At 68.7% G+C, this 18,128-nt stretch carries 13 protein-coding genes and 1 pseudogene; 7 read left to right on the top strand and 7 right to left on the bottom strand.

The window, feature by feature from the left end; genetic code table 11:
• Positions 1-23 precede the first annotated feature (23 nt).
• The 4 genes from AB0M39_RS07945 (at position 24) to tgmA (ending at position 6,627) form a co-directional block, all read left to right on the top strand.
• Positions 24-440 carry a hypothetical protein gene (locus AB0M39_RS07945; protein WP_365361361.1) on the top strand — a complete coding sequence of 139 codons (417 nt, stop codon included), beginning with the start codon at positions 24-26 and terminating at the stop codon, positions 438-440.
• Positions 437-4,276 (top strand): hypothetical protein, encoded by a 3,840-nt coding sequence (locus AB0M39_RS07950; RefSeq protein WP_365361363.1) that lies wholly within the window; start codon positions 437-439, stop codon positions 4,274-4,276. Before AB0M39_RS07945 ends, AB0M39_RS07950 begins: the two co-directional genes overlap by 4 nt.
• Before the next feature lie 243 nt (positions 4,277-4,519).
• On the top strand, positions 4,520-5,539 hold the full coding sequence (locus AB0M39_RS07955) for a helix-turn-helix domain-containing protein (protein ID WP_365361365.1): 1,020 nt from the start codon (positions 4,520-4,522) through the stop codon (positions 5,537-5,539).
• A 410-nt stretch (positions 5,540-5,949) separates the two neighbouring features.
• Entirely contained in the window at positions 5,950-6,627 is a 678-nt protein-coding gene (tgmA, locus tag AB0M39_RS07960) for a putative ATP-grasp-modified RiPP (protein ID WP_365361367.1), read from the top strand.
• 110 nt (positions 6,628-6,737) lie between these two features.
• Here the strand turns inward: tgmA and AB0M39_RS07965 are convergent, their stop codons facing one another.
• The 5 genes and pseudogenes from AB0M39_RS07965 to AB0M39_RS07985 all read right to left on the bottom strand — a co-directional run bounded on the left by AB0M39_RS07965 (position 6,738) and on the right by AB0M39_RS07985 (position 11,514).
• A complete protein-coding gene (locus AB0M39_RS07965) occupies positions 6,738-7,880 on the bottom strand; it encodes an amidohydrolase (RefSeq protein ID WP_365361506.1) in 1,143 nt (380 codons plus the stop codon).
• A 221-nt stretch (positions 7,881-8,101) separates the two neighbouring features.
• Entirely contained in the window at positions 8,102-8,854 is a 753-nt protein-coding gene (locus AB0M39_RS07970) for an amino acid ABC transporter ATP-binding protein (RefSeq protein WP_365361508.1), read from the bottom strand.
• Positions 8,855-8,883: 29 nt separating this feature from the next.
• Positions 8,884-9,840, bottom strand: coding sequence for an amino acid ABC transporter permease (locus tag AB0M39_RS07975; RefSeq protein ID WP_365361369.1), 957 nt, complete (start codon positions 9,838-9,840; stop codon positions 8,884-8,886).
• Between the two features lie 23 nt (positions 9,841-9,863).
• Positions 9,864-10,802 carry an ABC transporter substrate-binding protein gene (locus AB0M39_RS07980; protein WP_365361371.1) on the bottom strand — a complete coding sequence of 313 codons (939 nt, stop codon included), beginning with the start codon at positions 10,800-10,802 and terminating at the stop codon, positions 9,864-9,866.
• Between the two features lie 40 nt (positions 10,803-10,842).
• Positions 10,843-11,514: pseudogene (locus AB0M39_RS07985) on the bottom strand (aminotransferase class III-fold pyridoxal phosphate-dependent enzyme).
• 165 nt (positions 11,515-11,679) lie between these two features.
• Between AB0M39_RS07985 and AB0M39_RS07990 the strand changes: the two are divergent.
• The gene (locus AB0M39_RS07990) at positions 11,680-12,318 is read left to right on the top strand and encodes a TetR/AcrR family transcriptional regulator (RefSeq protein ID WP_365361373.1); all 639 of its coding nucleotides are present in this window, start codon (positions 11,680-11,682) and stop codon (positions 12,316-12,318) included.
• Between the two features lie 31 nt (positions 12,319-12,349).
• On the opposite strand, the gene AB0M39_RS07995 is transcribed toward AB0M39_RS07990, so the two are convergent.
• Positions 12,350-12,778 (bottom strand): hypothetical protein, encoded by a 429-nt coding sequence (locus tag AB0M39_RS07995; RefSeq protein ID WP_365361375.1) that lies wholly within the window; start codon positions 12,776-12,778, stop codon positions 12,350-12,352.
• Positions 12,779-13,219: 441 nt separating this feature from the next.
• Between AB0M39_RS07995 and AB0M39_RS08000 the strand changes: the two genes are divergently transcribed.
• On the top strand, positions 13,220-14,113 hold the full coding sequence (locus AB0M39_RS08000) for an ABC transporter substrate-binding protein (RefSeq protein ID WP_365361377.1): 894 nt from the start codon (positions 13,220-13,222) through the stop codon (positions 14,111-14,113).
• Positions 14,114-14,143: 30 nt separating this feature from the next.
• Positions 14,144-15,064 (top strand): amino acid ABC transporter permease, encoded by a 921-nt coding sequence (locus tag AB0M39_RS08005; RefSeq protein ID WP_365361379.1) that lies wholly within the window; start codon positions 14,144-14,146, stop codon positions 15,062-15,064.
• Positions 15,065-15,073: 9 nt separating this feature from the next.
• On the opposite strand, the gene AB0M39_RS08010 is transcribed toward AB0M39_RS08005, so the two are convergent.
• The gene (locus tag AB0M39_RS08010; protein ID WP_365361381.1) at positions 15,074-17,989 is read right to left on the bottom strand and encodes an AAA family ATPase; all 2,916 of its coding nucleotides are present in this window, start codon (positions 17,987-17,989) and stop codon (positions 15,074-15,076) included.
• Positions 17,990-18,128: the final 139 nt, after the last annotated feature.

Here is an 18,128-nt window from a genome sequence, read left to right on the forward strand (position 1 = left end):
AGGGCGTAACGAGGTTGATTGCGATGGATGTGATCGTGTCGTCGGCGGCCACGGCCCTGGTCGGAGCGATGGCCACGGACGCCTGGCAACTGGCACGGACCGCCCTCGTCGCCTGGTGGCGACGTATACGTCCGCATCAGGCGGACCGGGTGGACGCGGCGCTCGTAGAGTCCCGAGAGCGTGTGCTGACGGCACGCCAAGCACGGGACGAGGGCGCGGAATCACACCTCGTCGCCGCGTGGGAGGCCCGTCTGACCGCACTGCTGGAGGAGGACTCCGCGCTGGTCGACGAGCTGCGACGGCTGATCGGCGAGGAGATCGCCCCGCTCCTGCCCCACGAGAACGACGCCCAGGCCGCACGGCAGGAGCTCCGGGCCGAGGCATCCGGCCACGGCCGGGTGTACCAGGCAGGGCGCGACCAGAACATCTCCGGGCAATGAGCCCCACAGACGGGCAGCCCCCGCACGGAGAGGAGATCCGGCTGGAGGCCCACGCCTCGGACCGGGCCAGGATCTACCAGGCGCGCCGGGATCTGTACCTGTCGGAGCGGGACCTGCACCTGCACTACGAGGACGGTGTGCGCACGGCCCGCAGAGCGCGCACCGCCGCGGTTTCCCAGGAGTGCCCGTATCCCGGCCTGGCCGCGTTCAACGCCGCACAGGCCCAATGGTTCTTCGGCCGGGACGCATTGGTAGCCAAGCTGCTGGTCCGGCTGGACGCCAGCCTCGCGGTGGGCGGGGCGCTGGTCGTCGTCGCACCCTCCGGAGCCGGGAAGTCCTCGCTCCTCAGAGCGGGACTCCTGCCTGAGGTCGCGCGTGGAGCCCTGCCGGACTCCGCTCGCTGGCCCTGCCTGTGGCTGACCCCGACCGCGCATCCCTTGGCGGCCCTCGACGCGCGCCTGTCGGAGGTGACGTGCGGGAGCGTCGAAGTGTCCGGCGACGGGTCGGACGGGCCGGCGAGGCGGTCGGCCGCACTGCGGCGCGCGCTCGCGGCGGACCACGGCGGGAGCGGCACGGAACGCCGCCTGGTGCTGGTCGTGGACCAGCTGGAGGAACTGTTCACGCTCTGTACCGACGAGAGGGAACGGCGGGAGTTCCTGGCCTCGGTCCTCGGCATGGCGAAACCGGGCCCCGGCGGCCAACCGCCCGTCGGCCTGGTCGTCTTCGGCCTGCGCTCGGACTTCTACACCCACTGCGCCGCCCATCCGGGGCTCCTCGAAGCGGTGGAACGCAACCAAGTGATCGTCGGACCGCTGACCCGGGCCGGGGTGCGGGAGGCGATCCTCTATCCCGCCCGCTCGGTCGGGCTGGACGTCGAACCGGGCCTCGTTCCGGTCCTGTTGCGCGATCTCGGCGCGGAGGAGCACGACCCCGCGCACCCGGGAGCGGACGGGGCCGACGCCTACGAGATCGGGCGGCTGCCGCTGCTCGCCCATGCGCTGCGGGCCACCTGGCTGTGCCGGGCCGGCCACGTCCTCACCGTGGACGGCTACGAGTCCACCGGCGGGATCGCGCACAGTGTGACGGCCGAGGCGGACCGCTGCTTCGACCGGCTGGATCCGCAGGCGCAGCGGACCGCGGAGTCCGTGTTCCTGCACCTGGTCAAATTCGGCGACGGCGCCCACGACACGCGTCGCCCGGTGCGGTGCGCCGAACTGCTGGGCCAGGGAGCGGGCTCCGACGACACGGCCGAGGTCGTCGAGACGTTCACACGAGGACGGCTGCTGACCCGGGAGCAGGACACGGTCACGATCACCCACGAGGTGCTGCTGCGGGCCTGGCCTCGTCTGCGGCAGTGGATCGAGGCCCACCGCGCCCAGTACATGGTCCGTCAGCGGCTGGAGGACACGGCCGCCTCGTGGCAGGAGGCCGATCGCGACCCGGGGCTGCTGTATCGGGGGCACCGACTGGACGAGGCCCGCGCCCTGGCCGACGACAAGGACACGGGCGAGCTCGACCCGGTCGAGTCCGCGTTCCTGGCCGCCTCGGTGCGGCAACGGCACCGTACGCGCCGGATCCGCCAGGGGGTCGTCGCGGGGCTCACGGCGCTGGCCGTACTCGCCGCGGTCTCCGCCGTCCTGGCGTTCCACCAGCGCAACACGGCACAGCAGGAACGCAACACCGCGATCCTCGGCGAGATCAGGGCACAGGCCGACCTGGTGCGCGCGGGCGACGCGTCGTTGGCCGCCCAGCTGGATCTGGTCGCGCACCGAATGTCACCGGCCGCGTCGACGGAGACCCGGCTGCTCAGCGCCCAGAACGTGCCGTTGGCCGCCGTGCTGACCGGACACACGGACCGCGTGAACGCCGTGGACTTCAGCGCGGACGGACGCGTGCTGGCCAGCGCGGGCAGCGATGGCGCGATCCGCCTGTGGAACACCGCCCGCGCGGGCTCGCCGGTCCCGCTGGGCGACCCGCTGAGCGGCCCCCGGGGCGCGCTACGGGCACTCGCCTTCAGCCCCCGGGGACACCTCCTGGCCGGCGCCGGCGACGACGGCGCCGTACGCCTGTGGGACGTCCGCGACCCGGGCCGCCCCCATGGCCTGGGCGCCGCTCGTGGCGGCGCCGATGCTCTGAAGACCCTCGCCTTCAGCCCGGACGGCCGCACCCTCGCCGCAGCAGGCGACGACGGCCGCATCCACCTCTGGGACACCACCGGCCCCGGGCGCCCGAAGCGCCTCGCCGAGCCGCTCCCGGTCTCCGCGGGCGAGGTGAACGGGGTGGCCTTCAGCCCGGACGGCAGCCTACTGGCGAGCGCCGGGAGCGATGCCAGGGTGCGGTTGTGGAAGGTGGAGGACCGGCAGCGCCTGTCGGCCGCCGGCCGCCTGCGCGACATCCCCTTCAATGCCGGGCTCCCGGGGTTCGCCCAGGCCGTCGCCTTCAGCCCGGACGGCCGCACACTGGCCGCGGCCGGGAGCGACCACACCACCCACCTCTGGGACGTCACGAGCCCCGCCAAGCCGAAGCCGTTCGAAGGCCGGATGGGCAGCAACAACGTGGTCAACACGGTCGCCTTCTCCCGCGGCGGCCGGCTCATGGCCTACGGCGGGGACGACAACACCATCTGGCTCGAGAACGTGACAGCTCCGGACAGCGTCTGGAATCTCACCCAGCCCCTGAGCGGCCACACGGGCCACGTGCTGTCGCTGGCCTTCGACCCGAAGGGCGCCATGCTGGCCAGTGCGGGCGCCGACCATACCGTCCGACTGTGGACGATCCCCCGCACGATCCTGAGCGGACACACAAGCTACGTCGACGCCGTAGCCGTCAGCCCGGACGGCCGTCTGCTCGCCTCGGGCTCCGAGGACAACACCGTCCGCCTCTGGGATGTCGGGGATCCGGCCCGTCCTCGCCCGGTCAGCGCGTCGATCCGCGGCCGCACACCGTACGTCAACGACGTCGCCTTCAGCCCCGACGGAGAGACACTCGCCGTCGCGGCCGGGCACGACGTCCAGCTGTGGGACGTCACCGTGCCGGCCAGGCCGAAGCCGCTCGGCGGTCAGCTCCACAACCCCCGGGAGAACTTCCTGGAAATCGAGTTCACCCCGGACGGACGCGCCCTGGCGGCCGGCAACGGCGACGGCACGATCGCGCTGTGGAGCGTCTCCGATCCGTCCCGTCCCGCGTCCCTCGGACCGCCGTTGAAGACCCGCGCAGGCTCTGTCTGGCGAGTGGCCGTCAGCCCGAATGGCCGCACGCTCGCCGCCGTTGCGGAGAATGGCACCCTCCGCCTGTGGGACATCGCCGACCCTGCGCACCCGACTGCCATGGGCGCACCGCTGCAGGCCAGTGCGGACCCGCTCAAGGCTGTCGCCTTCAGCCCGGACGGCCGGACCCTCGCCGTCACCGGAAACGACGCCGCCATCCGCCTGTGGAACCTCACCGACCGCGGACACCCCACACCGGCGGGCCCGCCCCTGACCGGCCACAAGGACACCGCGTACACCCTGGCCTTCAGCCCGGACGGGCGCACTCTGGTCAGCGGCAGCTTCGACAACACGCTCCGGATGTGGGACGTGGACGAGCACGGCCGCGCGCGGGCCCACGGACTGCCGGTGACCGGCGCCGTGGACTACGTCAACGACGTCGCGTTCTCCCCGGACGCGCGCTTCCTCTACATCGGCCTCGGCGAAGGGACGGTGCAGATCCTGCCGCTGCAAACCCGGGCCGCCGTCGACTACGTGTGCCGGGCGACTGGGAACCTGCTGACACCCGCGCTCTGGCGCCAGTACATCCCGCAGCTGCCCTACGATCCGCCGTGCCCGGAACGAGCCTGAGGCCGCGCCGGGCCAGTCGCCGCCCCGGCGACCAGGGCCGGCGTCCGCGGCCAACGGCTGCCGCGCCTGGACTCTCTGACGGCGCTGGTCCGTAACGCGCCGAGCACACCGTGGCCACCGTGGTCGGCGCGGCAGGCGTGACTCGTGTGGTCGGCGAGTTTGGCCGGGCACACGATTGTGCGGACGAGACCGCATTGGACACGCTGGAGACTCGACGGGAGATCCTTCTGGCAGGGAGTCGGGGTGGATTTCGCACCACTGCACAGCACCTGCGTGCCGCCTGAGCACCGGTTCGACTGGTGGTGCGAGCTGATCAGCCGGGATGTCGCGCCGGCGCGTATCACCAGCGAGCACGCCGACGACTTCCGAGCGAGCGCCGGAGCCCTGGACCTGGGGCCGGTGCGGCTGACGACGATGTCGTTCCCGCCTATCCGGTCACAGCGCACTCCCGCGCTGATCAGGCACTCGGACCCCGAGGGCTATGAGCTGGCACTGCTGCTGGACAGCGGGCTGTGGTTCTCCCAGGCACGCAGCGACACCCGGCTGAGCGCAGGGGATCTCGCCCTGTGGAGCACCTCTCTGCCTTATGACGGCCGGGGGTTGAGCGGCACAGGCACCGGCACGTTCAGCGCCGTGATCCTGCACCTGCCCAGACCGCTGCTCTCGGTGCCCGGCGAGAAGGTGGAGGGGCTCCTGGCGTCCAGCATGCAGGCCCGCAGCGGCATGGGCGCGATCCTCTCCGGCTTTCTGCGCAATGTGGTCGCGCAGGCGCCGTCGCTGACTGCGCAGGACACCGAGCGCCTGGGCATCACGGCGTGGGAGCTGACCAATGCGTTCCTCGCCCACCGGCTCAACGCCGAGGACCGCCTGCCGCCCGAAGCCCGCACCCGGGTGCTGCTCGCGCGTATCTCCGCGTTCATCGACGACAACCTGGCCGACCCTCAGCTCTCTCCCACGGCCGTCGCAGCGCACCACCACATCTCCGTGCGCCTCCTGCACCAGCTCTTCCGCCAGCGGCAGGAGACGGTGTCCGCCACCATCCGTCGCCGCCGTCTGGAGCACTGTCACAAGGACCTCTCCGACCCCCGCCTGCACACCCTGCCCATCCATGCCGTCGCCGCACGCTGGGGGCTCGCCGACGCCGCGGGATTCAGCCGGGCCTTCCGCGCCGCCTACGGCGTCTCGCCCAGAGAACACCGGCATGCCGCGCTGCGCTCCGCACGCCCTGCGCCCGGCGGCACGGAAACGCGTGTTCCACCCTGACGGCCACGAGGCCGGCCTCTTCAGCGAGTTCGAGCTGGGTGTCGAGGACCCATATGCGCCGCGTGGTGCGGGAAGGTCCTCATGGGGATCGGTGGGTGCGGTCTTGGACGGATGCGGCGCCCCGCTCGGTTCGGCGGGGGCGCCACGGGCGACCTCCAGTTCCGCGTGCTGCGGTCTCCTCCGGCGGGCTCCCTTCGATTGCGTGGTCTCCTGGGAAGACGGAGGTGTGCATCGGCCGTCCCTCTCCTCCGCCTCTCCTTTGCCTATCCTTTGCCGAACTCCGCCTCGCCGTGTGGTCATGGTCACCTTCCTTGGCTTGTCGGCGTCGTGGTGTTGTAGGGTCCGGCACGCGACCTCCTGATCTTCTTGCTGCTCCTTCGTGCGGGCTCCCCCAGCACTGGAGAGAGCACGTGCGCAAGAACCGGTACCAGGCGACCGAACGCGTCGCCGTCCCCACCGCGCCGGCCGACGCGGCACCCGCCGCCGGCGCCGCCATGGCACCTGTGGCATGCGACCGCGCGGACAAGCCGACGGAGTGGTACCAGCCCGTCTCCGTCCACCGATCCTTAAAGGACCCTCGCGGCAAGGCCGTTGAGAGCGTTCGGGAGATCACGTCGGACGTCGACCAGATCTTCGAGACCCGCGCTGAGCGCTTCGGGCGCCAGCGCCACCACGGCCAACCAGGTACTGGACTGCACCAAGGACGACTGCGCACACCTCGCGCCGCGCCGGAGACGGGCAGCCCGCTCGCCGAGGACCCGCGCACCAGTGCCGCCGACAGCCCTTGCCTGATCAAGGATCAGCCGGCGATCGTCGCGCGCGGGAAGACGACAGCGGTCAGCAGCGGTGGATGCCCGACAACTCTGAAGGAACCATTCATGAACACGCAGTCGCCCACACAGCCCTTCGTACTCCGTTTCGCGAAACCCTCGCCTCCGGAGCCACTGCCTGAGGCGTACAGCTACGACGCGGTGAGCCAGGTCAACCGATTCGGCGACGGACGCGCCGTGTATCAGTGCAGGGAGGCGCTGCTTGCCCTGGGCACCACCGCATCGACGGCGGGCTCGAAGACGCACTTCGACGACTGACAGGACTGTGGCCTGTCTGGCGCCGGCGCTGATCGCCGGCGCCGGACAGATGCCGGGCAGGTCGACGGGCAGGTCGAGGGGGAGTCGCTTCGCGGCAGGACGCGAAGAGCTCACGCAGTGTCTGCCATCAGCTGATCCCGGAACGCCATCCAGCCCTGATGCGCGATGCCGGGGTCGCTGAGCACGTCGTACGCCGTACAGGCCAGAGCTTCTGCGGCGGCCAGCATCGCTGCCCGGCCCCGTTCGTCGCCCGCCGCTGCGGCGAACTGCACGGTGTGGTCGCTGTGGTGGGACGGAAGGATCTGAACGAAGGGGTGGATGGTGGGAACACGGGTGCTGACGTTCCCGATGTCGGAGGAGCCGAGGTGAACGTCCGGACTGGGCTCGGTGACGGTGATCCCGAGGCGGCCCATGTGCTTGCTGAACAGGCCGGAGAGCACGCTGTTGTTGCGGAAATGGCTGTACAGCTCCCCCTCGAGGCCAATCGTCACACGGGGGCCGTAGTCCCTGGCCACCTCCTTGGCCATACCGGTGACCTCCTCCAGCAGGTCCGCCAGGGCGGAGGTGGTCGCGGCGCGAAGACAGAACCGGCCCTGCGCATGGGCGGGGATGATGTTCGTGGCCTCCCCGCCGTCCGTCACGATGCCCTGCACATGGGAACCGGTCGGCAGGTCCCTGCTCAGCGCGCCCAGACGGTGGAAGAGCTGTATCAGCGCTTCCAACGCGTCGACGCCCTCGTCTGGATTGCCGGTGGGATGCGCAGCGCGCCCGTGGAAGGAGACTTGTATCTCCTGCAAGGCCGTCAGCGGCGCCCATGACCAGTTGTGGACCCCCGGGTGAAACATCAGTGCCGCATCGACTGCGTCGAAGACCCCTGCCGCGACCTCGGCGATCTTTCCCCCTCCGTCCTCCTCCGCGGGGGCGCCGACCACCAGGAGCGTCCCGCCGGTGTCCTCGACCAGCTCGCGCAGGGCCAGGGCTGCGCCCAGACCGGCGCCGGCGATCAGATTGTGACCGCATGCGTGGCCCAGCCCCGGCAAGGCGTCGTACTCGAGCAGCAGGGCGACGGTGGGGCGCCGGCCGTCCCCCAGCTGTCCGACGAATGCGGTCTCAAGGCCCGCCACCTGTCGATCGACCTGGAAACCCGCGCCAGTCAGCACGTTGCACAGGAGATCGGCGGCCCGGTGTTCCTGATGGGACAGTTCCGGGTGAGCGTGCAGGTCGAGACTGATGTCCCACAGACGGTCGGACATGAGGGCGAGGAGCTCGCCGATGCGCGTATAGGGTTCGTCGGCAGAGGGTTCCACGAAGCATCTCCAGTTGGGCGGGCCGGCAGTTGGGATGTGGGGCGCCTGGGCGGCGCCCGTGGACGGCTATGGAAGAGTCAGAGCACCCTGGATCAGAGCACCCTGGATCAGAGCACCCTGGATCAGAGCACCCTGGATCAGAGCGCCCTGGATCAGAGGACTCTGGATCAGAGCACCCTGGAGAGGAACGCCTTGGTCCGCTCTTCCTGCGGGGCGGTCAGGACGTCGCGCGGGTGCCCGGCTTCGACCACGAGGCCCTCGTCCATGAAGACCAGTGCGTCCCCGACTTCTCGGGCGAACCCCATCTCGTGCGTCACCACGATCATGGTCATGCCGTCCTCGGCCAGGTCCTTCATGACCTCGAGGACCTCCCCGACGAGCTCCGGGTCGAGAGCCGAGGTGGGCTCGTCGAAGAGCATCAGTTTGGGTTCCATGGCGAGCGCGCGGGCGATGGCCACTCGCTGTTGCTGTCCACCGGACAGCTGGGACGGGTAGGTGGCGGTCTTGTGCCGCAGTCCCACCCGGTCGAGCAGCCGAAGGGCGCGCTCCCTGGCTGCTGCCCGGGCTTCGCCGTTCACCTGCACGGGCCCCTCCATGACGTTCTCCAGCGCCGTCATGTGCGGGAAGAGATGAAACCGCTGGAAGACCATTCCGATGTCTCGCCGTTGGGCGGCCACCTCACGGTCGTTGAGCTCGAAGAGGCGGTTCCCGCGTCGCCGGTACCCCACCAGCTCTCCGTCGACCGAGAGCCTCCCCGCGCACACGCTCTCCAGGTGGTTGATGCACCGCAGGAAGGTGGACTTTCCCGATCCCGAGGGACCGACCAGGCAGAAGACCTCCCCGGGCGCGACCTCCAGGTCGATGCCCTTCAGAACCTGCACAGAGCCGAAGCTCTTGTGCACCCCTTCGGCCTTCACCATCGGTACGGCACGGCCTATGGCAGCGAGGGTCATGATGTGCCTCCAGCGGCAGAGGCGGCAGGTTTGCGCCGCGCGGTCAGCAGGCTCCGGAGCCGTTGCGGGGGAGCGGGTGGCAGCGATCGGCTGCCCCGTCCGTAGTGCCGTTCGATGTAGTACTGGCCGATGGTCAGCAGTGAGGTGAAGAACAGGTACCAGAGACTGACCGCGATCAGTGAGGGGATGTTCTGGAAGGTGCGGGAGGCGATGTCCTGGCCGGCGCGGGTGATGTCGACCAGGGAGATCGCGCTCACCAGCGACGTGGTCTTGAGCATGGATATGGTCTCGTTGCCGGTCGGCGGGATCACCACGCGCATGGCCTGGGGAAGGACGATGCGACGCAACTGCTGCCGGCGGGACATGCCCAGGGCCGCTGCTGCTTCCGTCTGACCGTGGTCGACGGAGGAGATGCCTGATCGAACGATCTCGGCCATGTAGGCGGCCTCGTTCAGTCCAAGGCCCAGGACAGCGGCGGTGAAGAGGGACACCAGGGCGTTGTACTCCCACGTGTAGAACTCGGGCCCGAAGGGGATGCCGATGGAGACCGTGGGCCACAGGGCGCTGAGGAAGTTCCAGAGGAAGAGCTGGACGAGGACGGGCGTGCCGCGGAAGGCCCAGATGAACAGCCACGCGCTGCCGGAGAGCAGCCGGTTGCTCGAGAGCCGCATCACCGCCAGTACGACACCGCCGATCAGTCCGATGGCCATGGCCAGGACGGTCAGCTCCAGGGTGGTGCGCAGACCGCGCAGCACGGTGGGATCCATGAGGATCTGTGCGATGACGTCCCAGTGGAGACGGGGATTGGTCAGCATCGCGTTGACGAACATCGCGGCCAGGACGGCGACCGCGGCGACTCCGGCCCAGCGGCCGGGGTGGCGGACGGGCACGAAGGCGAGGGACTGGGGCGGCGCCGCGGTCGTGCCGTCCCGCCGGTCGGACTCGATTGCCATGGCGGTTCCTTGAGAGTCGGTGCTCATCGGGAGGCACTGTTGACGACGGAGCGGGTGACTGCTCCGGACTGCACACCCCAACGCGTGAGGATCTTCCGGTACGTGCCGTCGTCGATCAGCGCTTGGAGGGCGCCTCGGACTGCTTCGGTCATGGGGCCGCCCTTGGGCAGCACGATCCCCGATGGGTCGACGGCGTACGGCGCTCCGAGCTGCTGGATCTGGCCGCCGGACTGTTTGGCCGCGTAGGCGACGACGGACGAGTCGGAGATCATGGCGTCGTCGCGGCCGGCGACCAGAGCCGTGGTCGCGTCGGTCTGGAGGTCGAACCGGTCGCCGTCATTGGGGATCAGTGGCTTTCCGGCGGCCTTGCACTGGGGATTGCGCTCGTTCTTGATCTCGTCGGCGGCCACCGTGCCGGTCTGAACGGCTACCTTGACGCCGCACAGGTCCTTGGGGTCGATTTTGAGGGGGTTGCCCTTCCTGACGGCCACGGCCAGGCCGGCAGTGAAGTAGGTGACCATGTCGACGGACTTCTCGCGCTCGGCGGTGGCCGTGAACGAGGAGAGGCTCACGTCGTATTTGTTGGCCTGGATGCCGCCGATGATGGCGTCGAACTTCGCGTCGCGGATCTCCGCCTTGAGCCCCAACTTCTGCGCTATGGCCCGCCCCAGGTCGACGTCGGCGCCCACGATCTTCCCCTGGGCGTCCTTGAACTCCATGGGGGCGTAGGAGGCGTCCGTGGCGATGACGAGCTTGCCTGCCTCACGCAGGCGCGCCGGGACGAGCGCCGCCAGTTCGGGGTCCGAGGACACGGCGTTGGCCACGGGCGTGGAATCGGACTGCCCCGTGCTCTGCGGCTGCTGGCACGCGGTCGCCGCCAGGCCTCCGACGGCGACCAGGGCGGCGAACCTGGTGAAGCGGGCGGTGAGGGGAGTGGAGCGTCTGCGGGCGTGGGTGGTCACGGGGTGTCCTCTCGGTTGTCGCGTGCTGGGCCGGCGGTGATCAGTTGGTGAGGGCGGCGCGGAGTCGTGTCAGCGCCTCGGTGAGCTCGGCCTTCGTGATGACGATGGGCGGAGCGATCCGGAGAGTGCTGCCGCGTGTGTCCTTGATCAGGACTCCGCGGTGTATGAGGCGCTCGGCGACTTCACGAGCGGTGCCGAGACCTGGGGCCACGTCGACTCCCGCCCAGAGTCCGCGCCCGCGGACTGCCGTGAGCGGGCCTCCGACGAGGGCCGACAGCTCCCGATGGAGACGGTGTCCGAGTTCGGCGGCGCGGGCCTGATACTCGCCGGTCCGCAGCATCGCGATGACCTCGAGGGCCACCGCGCACGCGAGAGGATTGCCGCCGAAGGTGGATCCATGGCTGCCGGGGGTGTGCACGCCGAGTACGTCGCGGGAGGAGACCACGGCTGAGACGGGGACGACGCCGCCGCCGAGAGCCTTGCCGAATTGCCGTTCGCGACCACGATCGTGGCCTTGCCCTCGGGTATGCCCTTGATCTGGTAGCCCCATCGGCGGGCGGTCTTGACGGCCGTCTCGACGGCCTTCCACGTCGGTCAGCGAGGCGCCTTCGGCCGACGCCACCACCACGGGGAGGGGGTTGTAGTTGCGAGCGCTGTGTCGGTCGGCCCCAGCCATCACGTTCGAACTGTCACGGTGCCTCTGTTCGATCATGTTCTCTCCGTAGCTACGGGACTGGCCGGTGCTCCGCCAGCCGGGGCACCAGTTCTTTGACGGCACAGTCAAAGATGTGGGGTGCTGCCCTGTCAAGACATGAGGAAGGGGCTGTTCAAGTTCTCATACATGCACGTTAATGAATGCGCTGGGTATCATGCCGTCATGGCCCGTCCGAAGAACCAGACCGCACGCCGCGAACAACTCATCCGTGCAGCCAGTCGCGCGATCAGCGCTCAGGGGCTGGCACGGCTCAAGGTCGGCGGTGTCGCGGACATGGCCGGTGTGACCCGGGGATCGGTGCACTACTACTTCAGCGACCTGTCGGAGCTGCTGATCCAGGTGCACAAGCGGGCCCTTGAGCGGTTCTTCACCAACAGGGCTGCGATCGCGGAAGCGCTGGACGACGCCCGGGACCAGATCGTCGAGTCGGTGCGCCGAGGCATCCCCGACAGCGCGGACGACGAACTGGCCGTGGTGCTCTGCGAGTTCAACACCGCCATCCGTGACGACCCGCTGTTCTCCACTCTCACCCAGAGCCGGTTCGACCGTCAGGTGACGATGTACGCGGCGATCCTCGAGATCGGCGTCGCCCAGGGGCACTTCGTTCTCACCGAACGGGCCGTCGACATCGCCTCGAACATCGTCTCGCTGGAGGACTCGTACCTGCTGCACATCGTCTCGCGTAACGACTCGCTGTCGCCGAGTCGCGCCCTGGAGCTGATCCTCGGTTACATCCGCACGGCCACCGGCTGTCCCGAGATCACCTCTGGGCGTGCCCGGGATGTCGCGGGGAGCGCCTGACCGTCGGGAGCCCCCGCACGGACCGGACGCCCTACCGGCTCGGTAGAGGTGCTCGCACGCCGGTTGGGCCTTCGTGTCCATCTCGGCTCCCGCTCCGAGCTGCGCGGTCCGGAAAAGGGGGCAGCTCCAGCACGCGGCATGCGGCGTCCTCGATATGCCGCACGATCTCCTGTGCCTCCTTGTCGTCGAGCGAGAAGACGAACGGGCCGGGGATGAGTACGGTGTCGATGTCTCCCGCGGCTATTTTTCGGAGCAGCGATTCCAGGCAGGGCTTTGCGTCGTAGGAGCGGCAGCCGTTGTCGAGGAATACCGGCGGCGCGCCGAGACCAGACTCCAGCGAGAACGCGACGAGCATCCTGCGGTGTATTTCCATCTGCCATATGTCGTGCGGGTAGCATCGTAGATAGATTGCTGTACGTTGTTGGTCCCGGCGATTTCCTTGCGAGTTCCGCACGTCCATGTCCGCCACCTGCCTGGCTGGTTCCGAGTCCGCCCCGAAACGGACAATTGGTTTTTCTTTCCTCTTCCAGGAAATACGGCTACACTGCAGCTGTCCATGGAATCGGGGAAGGAATTTGGTGTAGCTCTGCACCGATCGCAGGTATTGAGTAGGTGTTTCACTACGGATTGCTTCCCGGAATGATGGGTGGAGTCAATAGGTATCGCCCCTAGGTGGTCCCCACGCGAGAGCGGTCGGCGGGCTGCGATACCTCGCGGCGCCTCGGCAGATCCGATATGAGGCGGTCAAAGTGCTCATACGGGGTGGGCAGGACAAGGGCGTCGGTCGAGGGGACCATGGGGTGAGAGCGGTCTGCCCGACCTCGTCTGGGCTGCCTTGGAGGCTTCTGTCGGTGCGGTGACCGCGCGTCGCGATGGACTGCACGCTGGCGAGGAGGCCGTCATGGGAGGTCAAGCACCTCGTCGCCCGCGCATGGCAGCCGTCCTCCTCGCGGGAGCCCTGGCGCTGGGCGGCTGCGGCGGCGCCACGGAGTCGCGGACCGAACCCGAAGGCGATCCGTCCCTTGCGGCGATGGTGCCGGCGGACCTCAGGGAGCGGGGCCGGATCGTGGTCGCCACCGACGCCTCGTATCCGCCGATGGAATTCAAGGATTCGAAGGGACGCCTTGTCGGCGTAGACATCGACCTTGGCCGGGAAATCGCAGCCGAGCTCGGACTCGAGGCAGAATTCAAGAACGCTCGTTTCGACGGCATCATCGGCGGCGTACAGGCTGGAAAATACGACCTCGCCATCTCGGACTTCGCGGCCACAAAGGAGCGTGAGAAAGCAGTCGACATGGTCACCTACTTCTCCTCGGGATCCGCGGTCGCCGTCAAGGCGGGAAACCCGGAGAAGCTGGACCCTGATCTCCTGTGCGGGGTCAGGGTGGCCGTGCAGGCGGGGAGCATCCAGGCGGACGACATCAAGGACAACAGGAATCCTGCCTGCGTACGCGCGGGCAAGGCTCCGATACCCGGCGACGGCGACAGATACGACCTGCAGACTCAGGTGACTGAGGCACTGCTCGCAGGACGCGTGTCGGCCATGATCGCTGACACTGTCGTCGTCGACTACGCGATCAACCAGTTCAAAGGTCGGTTTGAGCGTCTGGGCACGCCTTACGACATCTCGCCTTCCGCGATCGTGGTTCCGAAAGGGGACGGGCAGCTCACCCAGGCAGTGCAGGGCGCCGTCCAGAACCTTATCGATGACGGCACATACGGGCAGGTGCTGGAGAAGTGGGGCGTGGCGGCCAATGGCATCGCCAAATCTGTGATCAACGGCGCACCCCACTGATCCAGCGAGGATGAGTGGGGTGAGCATGACATGGCCACTTACTGGCATCGCATCGACGACTCCGGGCCGGACGCGATTCGATCGGTGTCACCTCGCCATCTCGGCCGCTGGGGCGGAGCCCTGGTGGTCGGTGTGCTCCTGGCGATGTTGGTCCATGGACTCGCGGCGAACCCGAGGTTCCAGTGGCCCGTGGTCTGGCGCACCCTGTGGGACTCGACGGTGCTCCAGGGGCTGCAGACGACGCTTCTCCTGACGGCCCTCGCGATGATCATCGGCAGTGTGGGCGGGCTCGTGCTGACGGTGATGCGTCTGTCGAAGAATCCAGTGCTGTCCGCGGTGGCCTGGGTGTACATCTGGGTGTTCCGTGGCACGCCGGTGCTGGTGCAGCTGTTCCTGTGGAACTTCTTGGGCGCCTTGTGGCCGACGATTTCGATCGGTATTCCATTCGGCCCCGAGTTCTTCTCCTGGCCTTACAACGATCTCATTTCCCTGCAGACAGCGGCCGTCCTCTGCCTGGGGCTGAACGAGGCCGCCTACATGTCCGAGATCGTCCGTTCGGGAATCGTGTCCGTGGACCGGGGACAAGCCGAGGCGGCGGCTTCCTTGGGGATGTCGTGGCGTCGGACGATGCGCCGGATTGTGTTCCCCCAGGCCATGCGCGTGATCATCCCGCCGACGGGGAATGAGGTGATCGCCATGCTGAAGATGACTTCGCTGGTGAGCGCCATCTCCTTGGTCGACATCACCAGGGCCGGACAGGACATCGCTTCGAGGACCTTCGAGAACGTTCCTGCCCTGATCGCGGTCAGCATCTGGTATCTGGCCGTCACCTCGCTGCTCATGGTCGGCCAGTACTACCTTGAGCGCCGGTATGGACGATCCGACCACGCCGTGTCAGGGCCCCGGGAGCGGAAAGAGCGCCTGTCCGTTCGGGGCGGTCGCGCGGCGTAAGTCGGGAGCCTATCCGCTCACGTCCCGCCGCGGGACGCCGGACGGCCTTGTGATGAGGGCGTCGCGCGGAACGTCCAATTTCTTGAGAACGCGGGCGACATGGTGCTCGACGGTGCGGACGGACAGGGATAGAGCGGTGGCGATCTCATGGTTGGACGCCCCGTCGGCGAGGAGATGCGCCACCTGCTTTTCTCGAGGGGACAGATCTGGGCCGTAGCCGCGGCGACCGCGAGGGGCGGGGCGGGCAAGTCCCTTTTCCCGCAGGGAGAGCTGACAACGGGCTGCGTCCGCGCTGGCTCCCAGTGCGGTGTAGGCGTCGGCGATCTCCGTCAGCTTGCGCCCGGCTTCATGCGGTGCGGACGGCATGAGCGTACGCGCCAGAAGTTCATGGGCTGCGGCCGCGTGATAAGGACGGCCGATGGCGCGGTAGTGCACGTGCGCGAGATCGAAGTGCTCGGCTGCCGCCTCGAGTTCGCCCTGGTGCTCACGGATCATGCCGTGGGCCAGGTGCAGGACGGCGACGACGGCAGGGGAGTCCTTGCCGCGAATACTGTCCTCGACTGCCGTCGTCAGGCGCTGAGCCGTGGAGTGCAGGCCGCAGGACAGAGCCGCTCGGACGGCCATGGGAAGGAGACCGGTGGCCCATGGCCGTGGCGCGACGGGCAAGGGCTCCACCGCCGGCTCCACGGCCGCCCAGGCGGCCGCCGGTTCTCCCTGGGCCAGCAGCACCTTGGTCCTGCCGGCTACCGCCGACAGCACATCGCCCGCTTCGGCGAACTGCTCTTCCATGCGCGCGGCCCGGTCGAACTCGTCCAGGGCCCGAGCCCATTGTCCCCGCGCGGCCGCCAGGTTACCTCTGACCAGCGCGGCGGCCTTGGTGACGGGCGCCATGTCCGGGGCTTCTGCGCCGAGCCGGACGAAGGCTTCCTCGAGGCCTGACCACCGGCCCCCGAGCCAGTCCAGGATCAGCGACGCCGAGCGGCTGAAGTACTCCATCGTATGAAAGCCGGACTGCTGACTCAGGTCGCGGCACTCCGTCAGCAGGTCCGAGGCACGCTGATCGAGTCCCCGCTCCATGGCGGCGAGGCCCACGTTGTTCAGCGCGCGCAGGTACTGGCGCATCACCTCGCGGTCCTCGGAGTACCGGGGCAACTGGTCGATCAGCTCCCACACCACTTCGTCGCCGTCCAGCGCCATACGGTCCAGGCGCGTGGCCCAGACAGCGGCGGTCGCACTGGCGCCGTGGACATGGAACGCTGCGTGCTCGGCCCGATCCATCCACTGCAGGGCCTCCTCCGCAGAGAGATGCGGCTCGCCGCGCGCCAGGGCGACCATGGCACGCACCGACAGGTCCGTTCTGGCTCCCAGCTCTTCGACCGATCGCTTCAGCTCCGCGAACCCTCGCTCGTCGCCCTGCTGATTGATCATGAAGAGGCCCAGAGCGAGACGGAGCTGGCCGCGTGTCTCCTGCTCCAGTTCGGGGACGGTCACGACCCGCCGCAGGGCTGCGGCGCCTGCGGAGTAGTCCACGCTGTAGTGCGCTATGCGTGCCAAGGCCAGCGCGACGCGTGAACGCAGTCCTGGATCGAGACGAGGTTCTTTGAGGATGCTGTGGAGCAGCGCTACGGCAGTGCCGTCGTCGCCCATCGTGAGGGCTTGATCAGCGGCAGCCTCCGCCTCGCCCAGCCAGACCGCCGTGTCACCCAGCGCATAGGTGTGGTGGGCTATCTGTACGAGTGGAGGGACGGGCTGCGCCTGTAGGACCCGGTGGGCCCGGCGGTGAAGGTCCTCACGCAACGGTCCCAGGATGTCCCAGTAGACGGCTTGCTGGGCCAGGGTGTGGCGGAACCCGTAGGTCGCCGGCGACGTCTCCCGCAGTACAGCGGCCCGAAGGCACGCCGCGAGCGCCTCGGTCGCCTCTTCCGGCTCCATGCCGGCGACTTCGCCGAGCGTGTGGGAGGTCGCGGGGACAGTCAGCACGGCGGCGGCTTGGGCCAGGGCGCATGCCGATGGCGAGAGCCCAGCCATGCGAGTGACCATCGCTTCCCGTAGCGCCCTCGGTACCTTGCTGCCGAGCACCGCCACGCCCGCGTCCGCGTTCCATGCTTCGTCGGAGCCCGGTCGACCGCCTCGCTCCCAGTCGGCGATGGTGAGGAGGTCTTCCTCCACGATCAGCGGCAAGCCGGCGCTGCGTGAGTAGACCGTCTTCACCAGGGTTCGCGTCGCCTTGGCGCCGAGGACGGTCCGCACCAGTTCTTGGACGTGCGGCTCCGCCAGCGGTTGTAGGTGTATCTCCGCGCCGTTCGTGTCCGGGGGGCGCCGATAGGGGGCGCCGAGTACCGGCGTGCCGGACGGGAGGTCCTCGTCGCGATAGGTGAGTACCAGTCCCAGGTTCTTGGGCATATGGCGTGCGAGCCAGAGAACGAGTTCGCGGGTGTGCTCGTCGGCCCAGTGCAGGTCCTCGACGATCAGGATGGCCGGCGCGACTGCCTCCAGCACCGAGCGAACCGCGCCGAGCACCTGGAACCGACTCGATCGCGGGTCCAGGAATGCCTCAGGGGCCGGCGGAAGACGGTCGGCGAGCCCGGGGAGCAGGGAGGAGAGCGCGCCTGCCTGCGGGTTGAGCGCTTCTGGGGAGGGCAGCCAGTCCCCTGCCGCCGTCAGCGCTTCCAGGACAGGACCGAAAGGCAGGGGTTCGCGCAGAGGATGGCAGTAGCCCACGAGGACACGCACATCACGCTTGCGCAGTGATTTCGCCGCCTCGTGGACCAAGCGCGATTTGCCCACACCGGCCTCGCCCTCCACAAAGGCCACAGCCGGAAGGCGTGCGATCACACTCGAGAGTAGTCCCAGCTCCCGTTCACGGCCGACAAGCGCGAACTCTGCTTCCGCGTCGGTCGTCGTGTACCCAAGAGGATCACCCATGAGTAGACCTCCGGGCCGGGATTGTTCTCCAGGCTACTACGTATGGTCGTCCTCGGCCCGTGATCGATTCGCACACTGCGCACGGTGGTGATTGACGCCGAAGGGATGGGTTGCGCCAACGCGGCAATGTGTCGCGGAC

This window comes from Streptomyces sp. NPDC051907, assembly GCF_040681075.1.
GTDB lineage: Bacteria > Actinomycetota > Actinomycetes > Streptomycetales > Streptomycetaceae > Streptomyces.

Coding starts and splice junctions, on each gene's coding strand:
- AB0M39_RS07945 (WP_365361361.1), top strand. CDS start 24: ATGGATGTGATCGTGTCGTCGGCGGCCACGGCCCTGGTCGGAGCGATG.
- AB0M39_RS07950 (WP_365361363.1), top strand. CDS start 437: ATGAGCCCCACAGACGGGCAGCCCCCGCACGGAGAGGAGATCCGGCTG.
- AB0M39_RS07965 (WP_365361506.1), bottom strand. CDS start 7,880: ATGTCCGACCGTCTGTGGGACATCAGTCTCGACCTGCACGCTCACCCG.
- AB0M39_RS07970 (WP_365361508.1), bottom strand. CDS start 8,854: ATGGTGAAGGCCGAAGGGGTGCACAAGAGCTTCGGCTCTGTGCAGGTT.
- AB0M39_RS07975 (WP_365361369.1), bottom strand. CDS start 9,840: ATGGCAATCGAGTCCGACCGGCGGGACGGCACGACCGCGGCGCCGCCC.
- AB0M39_RS07990 (WP_365361373.1), top strand. CDS start 11,680: ATGGCCCGTCCGAAGAACCAGACCGCACGCCGCGAACAACTCATCCGT.
- AB0M39_RS07995 (WP_365361375.1), bottom strand. CDS start 12,778: ATGGACGTGCGGAACTCGCAAGGAAATCGCCGGGACCAACAACGTACA.
- AB0M39_RS08000 (WP_365361377.1), top strand. CDS start 13,220: ATGGGAGGTCAAGCACCTCGTCGCCCGCGCATGGCAGCCGTCCTCCTC.
- AB0M39_RS08005 (WP_365361379.1), top strand. CDS start 14,144: ATGGCCACTTACTGGCATCGCATCGACGACTCCGGGCCGGACGCGATT.
- AB0M39_RS08010 (WP_365361381.1), bottom strand. CDS start 17,989: ATGGGTGATCCTCTTGGGTACACGACGACCGACGCGGAAGCAGAGTTC.